The sequence below is a fragment of the Streptococcus bouchesdurhonensis genome, assembly GCF_948472335.1.
In genome coordinates, this window is sequence record NZ_CAOKTW010000001.1 from 250,798 (window position 1) to 266,218 (window position 15,421).

The 15,421-nt window shown below is 38.8% G+C and carries 13 protein-coding genes and 1 pseudogene; 3 read left to right on the forward strand and 11 right to left on the reverse strand.

Translation table 11 applies throughout. From position 1 onward, the window contains the following. Nucleotides 1–28 precede the first annotated feature (28 nt). The 3 genes from nrdE (at nucleotide 29) to QMQ21_RS01240 (ending at nucleotide 4,250) form a co-directional block, all read left to right on the forward strand. Complete coding sequence (gene nrdE, locus QMQ21_RS01230; RefSeq protein WP_033685013.1) at nucleotides 29–2,188, forward strand: class 1b ribonucleoside-diphosphate reductase subunit alpha; 2,160 nt, start codon at nucleotides 29–31, stop codon at nucleotides 2,186–2,188. Nucleotides 2,189–2,377: 189 nt separating this feature from the next. Continuing rightward, nucleotides 2,378–3,340: a class 1b ribonucleoside-diphosphate reductase subunit beta gene (nrdF, locus tag QMQ21_RS01235; RefSeq protein WP_000451386.1), complete on the forward strand. Its 963-nt coding sequence runs from the start codon at nucleotides 2,378–2,380 to the stop codon at nucleotides 3,338–3,340. A 142-nt stretch (nucleotides 3,341–3,482) separates the two neighbouring features. Continuing rightward, nucleotides 3,483–4,250 carry a DeoR/GlpR family DNA-binding transcription regulator gene (locus QMQ21_RS01240; protein ID WP_000917573.1) on the forward strand — a complete coding sequence of 256 codons (768 nt, stop codon included), beginning with the start codon at nucleotides 3,483–3,485 and terminating at the stop codon, nucleotides 4,248–4,250. Nucleotides 4,251–4,354: 104 nt separating this feature from the next. Here QMQ21_RS01240 and QMQ21_RS01245 read toward each other — a convergent pair whose 3' ends face one another. From QMQ21_RS01245 to QMQ21_RS01295, 11 genes and pseudogenes are all read right to left on the reverse strand, one after another. Next, nucleotides 4,355–4,612: a DUF3884 family protein gene (locus QMQ21_RS01245; RefSeq protein WP_024056886.1), complete on the reverse strand. Its 258-nt coding sequence runs from the start codon at nucleotides 4,610–4,612 to the stop codon at nucleotides 4,355–4,357. A gap of 42 nt (nucleotides 4,613–4,654) precedes the next feature. Continuing rightward, the gene (gene lacG, locus QMQ21_RS01250; protein WP_050242723.1) at nucleotides 4,655–6,061 is read right to left on the reverse strand and encodes a 6-phospho-beta-galactosidase; all 1,407 of its coding nucleotides are present in this window, start codon (nucleotides 6,059–6,061) and stop codon (nucleotides 4,655–4,657) included. A 338-nt stretch (nucleotides 6,062–6,399) separates the two neighbouring features. Then, a complete protein-coding gene (locus tag QMQ21_RS01255) occupies nucleotides 6,400–8,091 on the reverse strand; it encodes a lactose-specific PTS transporter subunit EIIC (RefSeq protein ID WP_261813767.1) in 1,692 nt (563 codons plus the stop codon). Next, nucleotides 8,091–8,408, reverse strand: a complete 318-nt coding sequence (locus QMQ21_RS01260) for a PTS lactose/cellobiose transporter subunit IIA (protein WP_001078320.1) — start codon at nucleotides 8,406–8,408, stop codon at nucleotides 8,091–8,093. The genes QMQ21_RS01255 and QMQ21_RS01260 overlap by 1 nt, the downstream gene beginning before the upstream one ends. A gap of 35 nt (nucleotides 8,409–8,443) precedes the next feature. Beyond that, the gene (locus QMQ21_RS01265; protein WP_229294771.1) at nucleotides 8,444–9,280 is read right to left on the reverse strand and encodes a PRD domain-containing protein; all 837 of its coding nucleotides are present in this window, start codon (nucleotides 9,278–9,280) and stop codon (nucleotides 8,444–8,446) included. Between the two features lie 234 nt (nucleotides 9,281–9,514). Then, nucleotides 9,515–10,495, reverse strand: coding sequence for a tagatose-bisphosphate aldolase (gene lacD / locus QMQ21_RS01270; protein WP_001229114.1), 981 nt, complete (start codon nucleotides 10,493–10,495; stop codon nucleotides 9,515–9,517). Nucleotide 10,496: 1 nt separating this feature from the next. Further along, nucleotides 10,497–11,426, reverse strand: a complete 930-nt coding sequence (locus tag QMQ21_RS01275) for a tagatose-6-phosphate kinase (RefSeq protein WP_261813768.1) — start codon at nucleotides 11,424–11,426, stop codon at nucleotides 10,497–10,499. A gap of 10 nt (nucleotides 11,427–11,436) precedes the next feature. Then, nucleotides 11,437–11,952: a galactose-6-phosphate isomerase subunit LacB gene (lacB, locus tag QMQ21_RS01280; RefSeq protein ID WP_261813769.1), complete on the reverse strand. Its 516-nt coding sequence runs from the start codon at nucleotides 11,950–11,952 to the stop codon at nucleotides 11,437–11,439. A 148-nt stretch (nucleotides 11,953–12,100) separates the two neighbouring features. Beyond that, a complete protein-coding gene (gene lacA / locus QMQ21_RS01285; protein WP_000029277.1) occupies nucleotides 12,101–12,526 on the reverse strand; it encodes a galactose-6-phosphate isomerase subunit LacA in 426 nt (141 codons plus the stop codon). Between the two features lie 392 nt (nucleotides 12,527–12,918). Continuing rightward, entirely contained in the window at nucleotides 12,919–13,815 is an 897-nt protein-coding gene (locus QMQ21_RS01290) for an aldose 1-epimerase family protein (RefSeq protein WP_247949287.1), read from the reverse strand. Between the two features lie 100 nt (nucleotides 13,816–13,915). Beyond that, a pseudogene (locus QMQ21_RS01295) lies at nucleotides 13,916–15,391 on the reverse strand (PTS galactitol transporter subunit IIC). Between the last annotated feature and the right edge of the window lie 30 nt (nucleotides 15,392–15,421).

The following is a 15,421-nucleotide window of genomic DNA, read 5'->3' on the forward strand; positions in this document are numbered from 1 at the left end:
TCTTTTGTAATTAGATAAGGGAAATTTTATGGGATTAAAACATCTTGAAGACGTGACTTACTTCCGTCTCAATAACGAAATCAACCGTCCTGTCAATGGACAAATCATGCTTCATAAAGATAAGGAAGCCTTGGATGCCTTCTTTAAAGAAAATGTAGTTCCAAACACTATGGTTTTTGATTCAATCAAAGATAAAATCAACTACCTCATTGAACACAACTACATCGAAACAGCCTTTATCAAGAAATACCGTCCAGAGTTTTTGGAAGAATTGTCTCAATTTATCAAAGACCAAAACTTCCAATTCAAGTCTTTCATGGCAGCTTATAAATTTTACAATCAATATGCTTTGAAAACTAACGACGGTGAATATTATCTTGAAAGCATGGAAGACCGCGTCTTCTTTAACGCCCTTTATTTCGCTGATGGGAATGAAGCTATTGCCATCGATATTGCCAATGAAATCATCCACCAACGCTACCAACCTGCTACTCCTTCCTTCTTGAATGCTGGACGTGCTCGCCGTGGGGAGTTAGTATCTTGCTTCCTAATCCAAGTAACTGATGATATGAACTCTATCGGACGTTCTATCAACTCAGCTCTTCAACTTTCACGTATCGGTGGTGGTGTGGGAATTTCCCTCAGCAACCTTCGTGAAGCTGGTGCACCTATCAAAGGCTATGAAGGAGCCGCTTCTGGTGTCGTTCCTGTTATGAAGCTTTTCGAAGATAGCTTCTCTTACTCCAACCAATTGGGGCAACGTCAAGGTGCCGGTGTTGTCTACCTCAACGTCTTCCACCCAGATATTATCGCCTTCCTTTCAACTAAGAAAGAAAACGCCGATGAAAAAGTTCGTGTAAAGACCCTTTCACTTGGTGTTGTAGTACCCGATAAATTCTACGAATTAGCACGTAAAAATGAAGAAATGTACCTCTTCAGCCCATACTCTGTAGAACTTGAATACGGTGTGCCATTTAACTACATCGACATCACTGAAAAATACGATGAATTGGTCGCAAATCCAAACATCCGCAAAACAAAAATCAAAGCGCGTGATTTGGAAACTGAAATCTCTAAATTGCAACAAGAGTCTGGTTACCCTTATGTCGTCAACATTGATACGGCTAACCGTGCAAATCCTGTTGATGGTAAGATTATCATGAGTAACTTGTGTTCTGAGATTCTTCAAGTTCAAGAACCAAGCTTGATCAACGATGCTCAAGAATTCCTTCAAATGGGAACAGATGTTTCATGTAACCTTGGTTCAACCAACGTGGTCAACATGATGACCTCACCTGATTTTGGTCGTTCTATCCGTGCTATGGTTCGTGCCCTTACTTTCGTTACAGATAGTTCGCACATCGTAGCTGTTCCTACTATCGACCATGGAAATAGCCAAGCCCACACCTTTGGTCTCGGTGCCATGGGACTTCACAGCTACCTTGCCCAACAATTGATTGAATATGGATCGCCTGAGTCTGTTGAATTTACAAGCATCTACTTCATGCTCATGAACTACTGGACCTTGGTAGAATCAAACAATATCGCGCGTGAACGTGGTATCACCTTCCACAACTTTGAAAAATCAGACTATGCTAACGGAAGCTACTTTGACAAATATGTGACTGGCGAGTTTGTTCCAAAATCAGACCGTGTTAAAGAACTCTTCAAAGATGTCTTTATCCCAAGTGCTGCTGACTGGGCTGAACTTCGCGACAAGGTTCAAGCAGATGGTCTTTACCACCAAAACCGCCTTGCTGTAGCGCCAAATGGTTCTATCAGTTACATCAACGACGTTTCTGCTTCTATCCACCCGATTACGCAACGTATCGAAGAACGTCAAGAAAAGAAAATCGGTAAAATCTACTATCCTGCTGCTGGCTTGTCAACAGAAACCATTCCTTACTACACTTCTGCCTACGACATGGATATGCGTAAGGTGATTGATGTCTATGCTGCTGCAACTGAGCACGTGGACCAAGGACTTTCACTCACTCTCTTCATGCGTAGTGACATTCCAAAAGGTCTTTACGAATGGAAGAAGGAAAATAAGCAAACGACACGTGACTTGTCTATCCTTCGTAACTATGCCTTTAACAAGGGAATCAAGTCTATCTACTACGTCCGTACCTTTACAGATGATGGTGGAGAAGTCGGTGCCAACCAATGTGAAAGCTGTGTGATTTAATCTTTGCTTGAGGGAACTACATTTTCTCAGATAAGTGATTCATTCACCCTGCTAAACTAGAATAAGCATCTATACTATGAAATAACAAAAAGTCGGGCTTCCGACTTTTTGTGCGATACTCCTCTAGAATTATGATAAAATAGAAGTAATTGTGAGTTCGCAATACTAAACACAGAAAGAGATTTCAAAATGGAAACTTACTACAAAGCCATTAACTGGAATGCCATCGAAGATGTCATCGACAAATCAACTTGGGAAAAACTGACGGAGCAATTCTGGCTCGATACACGTATTCCCTTGTCAAATGACTTGGATGACTGGAGAAAGCTATCAAATGTAGAAAAAGACTTGGTAGGAAAAGTCTTTGGTGGTTTAACACTTCTCGACACTATGCAATCTGAAACTGGGGTTCAAGCCCTTCGCGCGGACATCCGTACACCACATGAGGAAGCTGTTTTCAATAACATCCAATTTATGGAATCTGTTCACGCTAAATCTTACTCATCAATCTTTTCTACCTTGAATACCAAAGCTGAGATTGAAGAAATTTTCGAATGGACCAATACCAATCCTTACCTACAAAAGAAGGCTGAGATTGTCAACGAAATCTACCTAAACGGTAGCCCACTTGAAAAGAAAGTTGCCAGCGTCTTCCTTGAAACTTTCCTCTTCTACTCTGGTTTCTTCACTCCCCTCTACTATCTTGGTAACAACAAACTAGCCAACGTCGCTGAAATCATTAAATTAATTATTCGTGATGAGTCAGTTCACGGAACCTACATTGGTTATAAATTCCAACTCGGTTTCAATGAATTACCTGAAGAAGAGCAAGAAAAGCTCAAAGAATGGATGTACGACCTGCTCTATACTCTTTACGAGAATGAAGAAGGCTACACAGAAAGTCTCTATGACGGTGTTGGTTGGACGGAAGAAGTCAAAACCTTCCTTCGCTACAATGCCAACAAGGCACTCATGAACCTGGGACAAGATCCACTCTTCCCAGATTCAGCAGATGATGTCAACCCAATTGTCATGAACGGTATTTCAACAGGAACTTCTAACCACGACTTCTTCTCTCAAGTCGGAAATGGTTACCTTCTTGGTGAAGTTGAAGCCATGCAAGACGATGACTACAACTACGGTTTAGACTAAGTCAACAATTTCAGAATTGATAACAAATATCATGGTTTGTTTAAAACAACCATGATATTTTTGTTTTTGTTTTCTTTTGTTTTTTAAATTGATTGATTGAATACTTTATGATAAAATAGTAATAGAAATAGAGGTGATAACGATGCTAAAGCAGGAAAAACTAGATAATATTCTAGAAACGGTAAATACAAAGGGAACTATTACTGTAAAAGAAATCATGACTCGCCTGGATGTGTCAGATATGACTGCTAGACGCTATTTACAAGAGTTGGCTGACAAGGATTTACTTGTTCGTGTGCACGGTGGTGCTGAAAAAATTCGCACAGGTTCCATTTTAAACAATGAACGTTCCAATATTGAAAAACAAAGCTTACAAATCGCAGAAAAACAAGAAATTAGCCGTTTTGCAGGCCATTTAATCGATGAAGGGGAAACTATTTTTATCGGCCCAGGTACAACCTTGGAATCTTTTGCCCGTGAACTTCCAATCGATAATATTCGTGTTGTAACAAACAGTTTACCAGTCTTTCTCATCCTAAACGAACGAAAACTAACAGATTTGATTTTAATCGGTGGAAACTATCGCTCTATCACTGGAGCATTTGTGGGAACACTAACCTTACAGAATTTGGCCAATCTACAATTTTCTAAAGCTTTCGTGAGCTGTAATGGTATCAAGGACAATGCGATTGCGACCTTTAGTGAAGAAGAAGGTGAATCCCAACGCATCGCCCTCAATAATTCCAATAAAAAATACTTACTAGCTGACAATAGTAAGTTCAATAAGTTTGATTTTTACACCTTCTACAATATCTCAGATATTGATACCATCGTTTCAGATTCTAAACTGAGCAAAGAAACCTTCGAACAACTTTCAAAACAAACAAAAATTATTCTTTCTAAACCATAAAACTGAGGATTGATAAAATATAAAATGCGTCATATCAAGAAAATAAGAATCTTGATATGACGCATTTTTTGATGAAGATTTTTACAAAGAGTTTCCTAGATTCTTTATGATTGTTGAAACGGCATAAAATCTGAATCAAAGGAGATATTATCCCATTCTTCAGGATTGATAAAATTTAAAAACAGATTTTTAAATTCTTCCAGCTCATAATCTGAATGACAAATCCATTCTTTACCAGTCGAGACATACCATTTTCCGAGACTTTTCAATTCTTCATTCGTCAAACACGGTGTTTGAGAGCATTTTTCGAAATTGATAATATAAACTTTTTCATAAATAGATTGGATTAAATCTTTGAACATCTTTTTGCCTCACTAAAATTCTATATCTAATTAGTAATTCTACTACTCAATCACTTGAGTTTCTGCTACTTTCTTGTACCAGTGAGCTGATTTCTTAGGATAACGTTCTTGTGTTTCAAAGTCTACATAAAAGAGACCGTAGCGTTTTTCATAACCGTTTGACCATGAGAAGACATCCATTAATGACCAAATGAAGTAACCTTTTACATTCGCTCCATCTGCAATAGCATCAGACAAGACTTCCAAGTGTTGTTTCACGTAATCAATACGGCCATCATCGTAAACAGTGTTATCGACGAACTCATCTTTATACCCGAGACCATTTTCAGTGATGTAAATCTTCTTGTAGTTAGGATAATCTTTCTTCACTCGCATGATTTGATCATACAAACCTTGAGGGTAGATAATCCAATCCCAATCCGTACGTGGTACATAGTCAGGAGCTACACGACGACCAACACCTTTAATTTGGTATTTAGAGCTTCCTTTTTCACCCTTACCATTATGGATGATTTCAGTTTCTCCATCAAAGGCTTCCATCCAGTCACTCATATAGTAGTTGATTCCTAGAAAATCATTCAAGTCTTTTGCAGCTTCTAATGCTGTAAAATCTTCTTCACGAAGATCCAAGCTACCACCATTGGCAGCCAAGATAGCCTCTACCCCTGCCAGGGTCTTTTCAGAGTAGTGACCCAGATAAGTTGCATCCAAGATAAATTTATTATGGATAATGTCCTCCAACTCTGCCGCAATAACATCTGCAGGATTTTCAGGATCTAGAGGATACTTAGTAGGCAGAGCATGAACAACCCCAATTTCACCTTTATAACCTTTCTCTTTGTACAATTTTACTGCACGTGCATGAGACACCATCATATTGTGGTGCGATTGGAAGACTTTGGCAAGATCGTACTGAATACCTGGAGGGAATTTACCAACCAAGTATTGACCATCACCGATTGGTCCAATTTCATTGAATGTTGTCCAATAGTTTACTTCTGGGAATTCTTCAAAACAGAAGGCAGCGTAGTCTACAAAGTGTTCGATATTTTCACGGTTTAAGAAGTCTCCATTTGAGTGGAGAGCTTCTGGTGTGTCAAAGTGATGAAGAGTTACAAAGGGCTCAACGTGACGTTTGTGACACTCTGCAAATAGATTATGATAAAACTCAACACCTTTAGCATTTACTTGACCGTAACCAGTCGGGAAAATACGTGACCAAGCAATAGAAATTCGAATACCATTGACACCATACTCTTCTGCCAACTTAAGGTCAACTGGATATCGATTGTAAAAATCACTGGCTGGTTCTGCAGTGTACCAGTAGTTATCTTCAAGATATTTATCCCAAGCAACTGGTCCTTTTCCATCAGTATGCGTAGCACCTTCTGCTTGATAAGCAGCTGTTGCGCCACCGAAAATAAAGTCTTTTGGAAGTGTTTTTGTCATTTTTTTCACCTATTTCTTGATTTAAATAAAGTAAAAGTGAGAGGAGAGGAGTCAGTGAGCCATCCTTCTCCATCTCACTTCTTGTACCGAGTCACCAAATTGTGACATGAGGAGGTAAAAACGATGTCTTTTTACCGACAAATTAACAAGGCGATTAGGAAATTCACCATAGCGATTTCCGTAACGAGAGGAGACTGTTTTATAGTCCCTATCGTTAATCGAATTGTGACATGAGGAGGTAAAAACGATATCTTTTTACCGACGAATTAATAAGGCGATTAGGAAATTCGCCATAGCGATTTCCGTAACGAGAGGAGACTATTTCAGAGTCCCTATCGTTAATCGAATTGAGCTTGTACAAATGCAAGAGCACCTTTTCCATCACGAGTTAATTTGATGTATTGAGCGCCTTCTGTCTTGGCAAGTTTAATACCTAGTTTATCTGTTTCTGCTTTCATATCTTCAAAGTTTGAAGCAACTTGAGGGGCAAGGATAACAAGATCAAACTCTGGCAACATTTCACGGTGAGCACCATAGCCACCTGCTGCTGCTTTCACAGGAACATTGTACTCTGCAGCTGCCTTGTTCAAAGCATTTGCAAGGAGACCACTTGTACCTCCACCAGCACATAGAACAAGGACATTTGTTTCGTCAGTGATTGTATTTTGAGCTGCATCGACACCCGCTTTCTCAAGAATAGCATCTGCTTTTGCAGTGTTGAAGTTTGCAGCAACTTTGTCTTTCAATTCATCATTAGATTTACCTGAACGCTCTTCTTCAAGAATTTGTTCATCATAGACTTTAAGGAATGGATAGTAAATGACTACGTCAACCACGATTAAAAGAGCAGCAAGAATGAATGATAGAACTTGGAAGTTCGTACCAAGAACTAGACCTAGTGGAGCTGGAGTTGTCCATGGTAGATTAGCAGTAAATGAGTTCATTCCAAGTGTTTCAATAAAGAATTTGAATATCCAAACGTTTGCGATTGGAGCAAAGATAAATGGAATGAAGAAGATTGGGTTTAATACAAGTGGTGCACCAAACAAGATTGGTTCATTTACACCAAAGAATGTTGGAACTACTGAAGCACGACCGATTGCACGGTTACGTTTAGATTTTGTTAACCACATGAACATGAATGGAACAACCAGTGTCGCACCAGTACCACCCATGGTAACGATAAACATTTGTGTACCAGAAGTAAGAATCTTGTCAGCGTGCATACCTTGTTGGAGAAGATTCAAGTTGACTTCGGCATTGGCATAGGTAATTGCTGCGATAGCAGGTTCAACAATAGATGGACCATGGATACCAACAAACCAGAAGAAGGCAAAGGCACCAAAGATAATGGTAATACCTAGATAACCATCAGCAGCAGAGAATAATGGTGCAAAGAATTTACCGATTGATTCTGCTACACTAGCACCCACAAAATGACGTGCTAGTAAATCAAGAGCATAAAGAGAAACCACTGATAGAGTGAATGGAATCACATCTTTAAAGACTTGTGAGATATTTGGTGGAACTTCGTCAGGCATACGAATAGTGACGTTGTTCTTAACACAAACCTTATAGATGGCTACAGTAACAAAGGCAGCAAGGAAGGCTGAAAGCAAACCTTTTGTCCCCAAGAATCCAGTAGCTAGGCCATTTTCGATAGGATCAGCTGCCAACATCAACAAACCAACAATTGCTGCCAACAATGTTGACATATAGTTGATTTGATTGGTTTTCTCCATGCTACGATTTACTGAGTCGGTCAGTGATTTAGCTGTTGTACCAGCTACCAAGAGAGCTAGAATCCCCATTGAATAGCTGTAAGGTTTCATCAGAAAAGCTACAACTTCATCAGACCATTTAAAGCCCCATGAGTTTGGTACAAAGGCGATTAAGATAAAGATACTTGAGAAGAGAATAACAGGCATACCTGCAATGAAACCATCACGAATGGCACGAAGGTAGATATTACGAGATAGTTTCTCAAAGAAAGGCTTTCCTTTCTCAATAAATGCAATTAATTTATTCATTACTTAACTCCTCTCTTGTAGAGTTCAATTAAATGGTGCATCAAATCTTTTAATAAGATAGTTGTCATCAAGTGGTCTTGGCCATGCATCATGGTTACACTATAGGCTAAGTCCTCACCTGAAGCTTCCTTAGCCAATAGACTTGTTTGCGCGTGGTGAGCCTCTGCAATGCAAGAACCAGCTTCCTCGACTAAGCTATCTGCTTTCGCAAAATCGCCAGCTTCAGCAGCTTTCAAGGCTTCCAATAGTTTTGAACGAGCATCGCCAGCATAGGCTACGATTTCAAAACCTAACAATGTTACTTCTTCTCTATTCATGATAGAATTCTCCTTAGGTATTTTTAATTAAATTTTTATGACAATAAACGTTGGATATGTAGAACTAGATAAACTCGTTCACTTTTATACAAATCAAGACCCGTATGTTGCGTAATCACATCATAGATCTTGGAACCAATCTCGAACGCTTTTGGATAGGATTGTTTAATATGATCTTCCATATCCAGAAGTGATTGGTTATCATCTCTAGATCTGTCTAAATAATCCAAGAAATAATTCAAATGTATCATAAAACGATCATAGAAATGATTATTCTCTTTGGTTCGTTGAATTGCATATTCCGTTAAAACTTCTTCAACATTCCTGAGAATTTCTTTCCTCTTATCAATCGACTCCACAAGTTCCACTTCATTTTCACCTTCGGCATTAATGAAATGATAAGCAATCCGAATAATTTCGTCCTCAGGAAAATGATCTGCTAGCTTCTGACGATAAATTTCAAAAGCTTCATTTGCGATTTGAAAAGCGACAGGATACTTAGTGGAAATATCTGGTAGATTACTATCCTTGTACCTTCCTTGTGCTAGAGCTTGGTAAGAACAGTAAATATGATCTGTCAAGGTTACGTAGAGATACTCTTGAATTGGATAATGATATTTCTTTGATAGCTTATCAATGATTTCATAGGTCACTGTGATAAAATCAAGCGGAACATCTTTGAGGAGAGCCATAAAGTTTTCTCTTGACTCTTCTGTCTTCATCCGAAAGATTTTCTCAATATGCTGTTCAGTAATCAAATCTCCCTTCCTCTTTCCAAATGTAATCCCCTTACCAATCACAATCACTTCTTCTCCTTTATCATTTCTGACAAGCGAGACATTGTGATTCATTGGATTTAGAATTCGATACATGTCATCCTCCTTTTATATCTTAAAGGTATATGAGTACAAAAAATGATCACAAATGAACTAGAAAATCAGCCGATTTCTAATTCACCTGTGATCATGCCTAATATTACTTAGTAACACTCACCTTGTATTAACTTGTGATTTAAGTATAGCACAAGTAAGTTATTTTGTAAACCTTTACATAAAACTTTTTTTAAAATTTTTTTAGATTCATGTTCCTAACCTAGGAGGACTTGCTTACACGCGTTCTTTCCATGAAGTCGCTGTTGTTTGAAGAACTTTATTGAGCTCATCAATGTTTTCAAATCCAGTTGTGCGAAGCCATTCGCGAGCTGCTGCTTCACCATCTTTAATGTAAGCTTCAACTGATCCAGCCCATGTAGCACGGCCACAAAGAACTCCGTTAAAGTTTGCACCTGATTCATGAGCAAATACAAGAGTATCTTGGAAGAGTTTAGCTGATACACCAGCACTCAAGTAGATGTATGGCAAGTTAGTTGCTTCATCTTGAGCTTTGAAGAAGGCTGCTGCTTCTTCACGTGTATAAACTACTTCACCTTCAGCGAAGCCTTCAACATATTTAATGTTAACAGGAACTTCTACTTTCAAAACATCAATGTTAAAGCGTGGGTCTGAGAAGACTTTCATAGCACCAATAACTTTGTGTGGTTTTACTTTCGCATATTCTACAGAACCTGCGTCCGCAATTTTTTCATCGTAAGCAAGGATTTCAAGGAAGAATGGAATATCTTCGGCCACACACTCAGAACCGATACGCTCGATGTAAGCTTGTTTTTCTTGGTTGAGTTCGTCTGAGCTATCTACATCATAGTAAAGCAAGAATTTAACTGCATCTGCACCTTCTTCTTTAATACGTTTTGCAGACCAAACATCCAAGCAGTCTGGCAAGCGTTTTGTACTTGTTGTGTCATAACCTGTTTTTTCATAAGCAAGAAGAAGACCAGCTTTTTCATCAAGAGCTTTAGTCGCTGGAAGTCCATACTCAGGGTCAAGAAGCATTGATGAAGCGTATTTAGTCAATTCATCTGCTACCAAGACTTTCAGTTCTTCCATTTGAGCCACTGTTGGTTCTTCTGTTTGGTGTTGAGCCATGAGGCGTTTCAAAGCACCGCGTTGGTCAAATGCAAGAGCTGAGATGATACCATTTTCATCAGAAAGTTTTTCTAAGCGTGCACGTTTTTGTTCTGTTAAAGCCATTTTATACCTCTTTTACTATTAATTGATCATATAGAGCTTGATAGTTGGCCATGTTGACATGACCAGTCATTTTTTCTTGAGCATTGAGCATACCAAGGACATTTGCCTTGATGAGTAGTTCTGCATCCGATTCTTTATGAAGTAAACCTGAAGAAATTCCAGCAACTGTAGAATCTCCAGATCCAACAGGGTTGACTACCTGAATTCTAGGAATATCTACCTTGTAGAAAGTGTCACCATGTTTGGCAAAAGCACCGTTGGCACCAAGTGAAACGATAATCCATTCAATACCTGCAAACAAAGGTTCTTGAAGGACTTCTTTTAATTCACCCAAATCCTCAGAAACTTCTCTTCCAAGAAGCTGAGATAATTCCTCATTATTTGGTTTGATGACTGTTGGTTTATGTGGTGATTCAAGAACTGCCTGAAGTGCTGCACCAGAGCAGTCCAAGACAACAGGCTTGCGAGCTTGATTAGCAAGTTCTACCAAGCTCGCATAGTAATCAACTGGAAGGCCAGCTGGCAGACTACCTGAGATGGCTACTACTTCAACTGACTCCAAGAGTTTTTTGAAATGTTCCAAAAAATCTTGACCTTCCTGTTCCAATACTACAGGACCTTTTTCAAGAACTTCTGTTTGGTTGTCTCCGTGGAGAATAGCGATACAGTTACGAGTTTCCCCCTGAATTGAGAAGAAATCTTTCTTTACTTGATCATCGATATTTTCAACCAAAAACTCACCAAGTTTGCCACCCACTAAACCAGTAGCAAGAACAGAATCCCCAAATTCTGAAAGTACTCGGGTAACATTGAGTCCCTTACCACCAGCCGTTTTGGTTACATCCACCACACGATTGACAGTATCAATCTTCAACTCATCCAAGGGATAGGAAATATCAATGGATGGGTTCATTGTGACTGTTAAAATCATAGGTTACCTCTTAGTCGTGGTATTCTCCGCGATCCCATTTTTCAAGGAATTCAGTGAAGAAGTTTGTGTCTGTTTGTTGAGCATTGTGACTTTCAACGTGTTCAATTTTCGCAATCAATTTCTTGTTTTCTTCAGATGGTTTGTATTCAGCATGGATGAAAGCTTCGATGATATCACACATGAGCAATTCACCAGTAATCTTACCACCAAAACCGATAACATTGGCGTTCAATTGTTCTTTAGCATAAAGGGCTGTTGTCATATCACGAACCAAGGCAGAACGGACACCTGGAACTTTATTTACAGCATTGTTGATACCAACACCAGTACCACAGATACATACTCCAAGATCAGCTTGACCGCTAGTTACAGCTTCCCCTACTTTTTTACCAAAGATTGGGTAGTGAGTACGTGTATGGTCATATGTACCAAAGTCAATAACTTCATATCCTTTTGATTTCAAAAATTCTGAAACCGCCATTTTTTCATCTGTTACGATGTGGTCACATCCAATTGCAATTCTCATTAGTTATTCCCTCCGATTAATTATATAAATCTAATATCATTTATCCCTACTCAAGAAAAATCAAGATTAGCTTAGGAAGCGAGCTGCAAGCATAACTGAGGTTAGCTAAAGTGAGCTGACAACAGATTATCTTGATTTTTGAAGAGTATTAGCACATTTTGTTCAACATGTCGACACGAATTTGGTGACGTCCACCATCGTATTTACCGTTAACAAATCCTTTAGCGATGTTTTTAGCCAATTCATCACCGACAAGTTGTGCACCCATAGTGATCATACGTGAGTTGTTGTGTCCACGAGTCATATAAGCTGAACGTTCGTCAGATACTTCTGCAGCAACCATTCCTTTGATCTTAGTTGCAACCATGAATGGACCAGCTCCATAAGCATCAATCACGATACCAAGGTTTTGTTCTTCTTTGTTTACTTCTGCAGCAACAGCAAGAGTCACATCAACAAAGTCTTGACCTTCAGCTGTAACATCCACAACGTGGAAGTTTTCTTTTTCCAAGAAGTCTTTCACAACTTCTTTCAATCTCAAACCTGCAGCATCTGCACCGATAACAATAGACATATTGTATACTCCTTTTTATTTTTCTAGGCTAATAAAACCTTTTATAGTTAGCAGTTTATACTCTTCGAAAATCAAATTCAAACCGAGTCAACGTCGCCTTGCCGTACTCAAGTACAGCCTGCGGCTAGTTTCCTAGTTTGCTCTTTAATTTTCATTGAGTATTACCTACAAAAAGCTTTCTAGCAGTTTATTGACAAATTGGATTGAATGAGATGAATGACACCTTATTCAAGTTTAGGAAACCAGCTTCCTAGAAATAATCTTTCTCTACGAAAGAGAATATAACAAGTGATTGTTTGTTTGTGACAAACATCATTTGTTGCTTACAAACATAATATACTCCTATTTCTTAAAAAAGTCAACAATTAATGTTTGTTTTTGTGTTTTTTTAATTAAAAAATTTCGATATCAAAACCAATTTGATCTACTTGAGCAGGTTCTAGGAGACGAACATTCTTCTTATCTTCTAGATGATCTCCTTCTTCAAGGGATGTTGACAAGCCAGACCATGGTTCAAAAGCAATGAAAGGTCCTTTATTCAAAGTTGACCATATAATGAGGTTTGGAAACTCTGCAAAACGAACTTTCAATCCCTTATCATGTTTACGAGAACGAAGGGCAATTGTTCTAGATTGCAATTCATCTAAGGTGACTGCATCAGTGCTGAAAAGATCATAGCTGAGGTCTAATTCTTTTTGACCTTCTAGCCATGGACTTCTATCTTGAAAATCAAGCATACCTGTTTCTGGGAAAGGACGTGGAACAGAGCAAGTCTCTTCTTTTTCAAACTCTAGATAATAATCTTCATAGACTTCATCATCAAGCAGAGGACAATTAAATCCTGGATGTCCACCAATAAAGTAAGGCATGACCTTGCTAATTTCTTTATTAAATATTTTGTATTGAGTCCGTACTGTCTTTCCAGTAAGGATATAAGTGATTTCTAAGCGGAAATGATAAGGGTAGTTCTGATAGCTATTCTCATCGTCTTCAATTGCAAAAGTTACACTATTATCTGTCTGTTCAACTAATTCAAATTCTTTCTTACGAACCAAACCATGACGAGGAATCTTTCCTTTGATTTCTTGTCCATTATCATCTATATAAAGTGCTGTATCCTCTCTCAATGAACCACAAATGGGGAAGAGAACAGGAGCTTGTCCACTCCAATAAGTAGCATCTCCTTGCCACAAATACTCAACTCCCTCGGCATCTTTTATAGAAGAAAGAGCCCCACCAAAACTGTTAAATTCAACTCTTAATTGTTCTGATTTTAATTCAATTACCATTATTTTCTCCGATTTCTTGATAGTTTATAAAAAACTAGGCTGTCACTCCTAATGGATGTCGACAACCTAGCTTTAACAATTTACATTTTATAGGAGCGCATTATTTTGCTTTTGCTGCGTACTCTTCGTTACGTTTGATCATTTGTTTTCTGTACCATGCAAAGATACCGATATAGAATACAAGGAAGACTACAGCACCAAGGATTGCTTTGATATCACCAGTTGTAGTGTTACCAATTGTCCAACCAAGAAGTTTTTCGATTGGTCCTTCAAGAGTTGAGTGAGTAATCAATTGAGTTTGGCTCACACCTTCTGGGAATGCACCTACACCTTTAGCAAGTTCTGTTGCAAATGGAGCGATAAGTGTACCTGAAAGAAGGAAGAGTGGCAACAAGAGTGTTCCGAAGATAATCATACGGAGCAATTTACCACGTGTTACAACCAAGAGAGCTGGAGTAACACCCATAGCGATGATACCTGCAAGTGGCAAGATACCATTTCCGACGTTTGAAAGAAGCACAGCTTCAACCAACATGATTGGTGCAAGTACGTTTGCACAAGCCCAAACTTCAGCACGACCAGCGATGAAAGGCCAGTCAAGACCGATGTTGAATTTACGTCCTTGAAGACGTTTAGTAGCAACGTTTGTAATACCTTGTGAAAGTGGCTCTACGGCAGCGATGAACCATGAACCGATAAGTGAGAAGAGTTCCAAAGACACACCAGCTGTCAAACCAAGAGACAACCAACCTTTAATAACTAATTGCTAGTTTGCTGCATCTTCTACGCCAGCAACTGGATGTGGAGTACCCATCAAACCGATAACGATACCAAGGATGAAACCGATGAAGAATTTAGATCCCCAGAAACCGATTTTCTTGTTCAATTTAGCAGCATCAAAGTCATATTTATCAAGACCTGGGAAGAATTTTTCAAAAATCTTATCCAAAACCATGATAACTGGGTTCATCATGTAGTTCATGTGAGTTGAAGTCATTGGTGATGAACTTGGTGCGTTAAGAAGGTCATCAAATGTAGGTTTCATCAAATCAGAGTTGATGATTTTAAGAACACCTACAAGGACAACTGCTGCAGTGGCGATGAAGAGTGAAACCCCTTGGCTTACACCGTTGTTGTCTGCATACCATTTAATCAAAAGACCTGTGATAGACAAGTGCCAGATATCGAAGATATCAACGTCAAGTGTATCAGTTTTCTTCATAGCAAGCATCACTACATTGACAATCAACATGATGAGCAAGAAGTAAAGTGTCCAAGCAGATCCCCAAGTGATTGTAGCAAGTGGTGCCCAACCAACGTCAGTGATGTTCAATTGAATACCAGTATTTTCAACGAATTTTGCAAGTGATGCTGAGAAAGCACCATTCAGCATACCGATGATAGCACCGATACCAGTAAGAGCGATGGCAAGTTTGATACCACCTTCAAGTGCTTTGGAGAATTTCACTCCAAAAAGTAGAGCCAATACTGTCAAAATGATCAGCATGATGATTGGCCCACCCATATCCAAGATAGGTTTGAACAGCTTATTGGCTAGTTCGATAATGACATCCATAATAGTTCCTCCCTTTTTATAGTTATATGA

What these genes read in the sequence shown, in the direction of transcription:
- lacG (WP_050242723.1), bottom strand. Translation starts at nt 6,061, where the DNA reads ATGACAAAAACACTTCCAAAAGACTTTATTTTCGGTGGCGCAACAGCT.
- QMQ21_RS01255 (WP_261813767.1), bottom strand. Translation starts at nt 8,091, where the DNA reads ATGAATAAATTAATTGCATTTATTGAGAAAGGAAAGCCTTTCTTTGAG.
- QMQ21_RS01265 (WP_229294771.1), bottom strand. Translation starts at nt 9,280, where the DNA reads ATGTATCGAATTCTAAATCCAATGAATCACAATGTCTCGCTTGTCAGA.
- QMQ21_RS01275 (WP_261813768.1), bottom strand. Translation starts at nt 11,426, where the DNA reads ATGATTTTAACAGTCACAATGAACCCATCCATTGATATTTCCTATCCC.
- QMQ21_RS01290 (WP_247949287.1), bottom strand. Translation starts at nt 13,815, where the DNA reads ATGGTAATTGAATTAAAATCAGAACAATTAAGAGTTGAATTTAACAGT.
- lacA (WP_000029277.1), bottom strand. Translation starts at nt 12,526, where the DNA reads ATGTCTATTGTTATCGGTGCAGATGCTGCAGGTTTGAGATTGAAAGAA.
- nrdE (WP_033685013.1), top strand. Translation starts at nt 29, where the DNA reads ATGGGATTAAAACATCTTGAAGACGTGACTTACTTCCGTCTCAATAAC.
- lacB (WP_261813769.1), bottom strand. Translation starts at nt 11,952, where the DNA reads ATGAGAATTGCAATTGGATGTGACCACATCGTAACAGATGAAAAAATG.
- QMQ21_RS01260 (WP_001078320.1), bottom strand. Translation starts at nt 8,408, where the DNA reads ATGAATAGAGAAGAAGTAACATTGTTAGGTTTTGAAATCGTAGCCTAT.
- lacD (WP_001229114.1), bottom strand. Translation starts at nt 10,495, where the DNA reads ATGGCTTTAACAGAACAAAAACGTGCACGCTTAGAAAAACTTTCTGAT.
- QMQ21_RS01240 (WP_000917573.1), top strand. Translation starts at nt 3,483, where the DNA reads ATGCTAAAGCAGGAAAAACTAGATAATATTCTAGAAACGGTAAATACA.
- QMQ21_RS01245 (WP_024056886.1), bottom strand. Translation starts at nt 4,612, where the DNA reads ATGTTCAAAGATTTAATCCAATCTATTTATGAAAAAGTTTATATTATC.
- nrdF (WP_000451386.1), top strand. Translation starts at nt 2,378, where the DNA reads ATGGAAACTTACTACAAAGCCATTAACTGGAATGCCATCGAAGATGTC.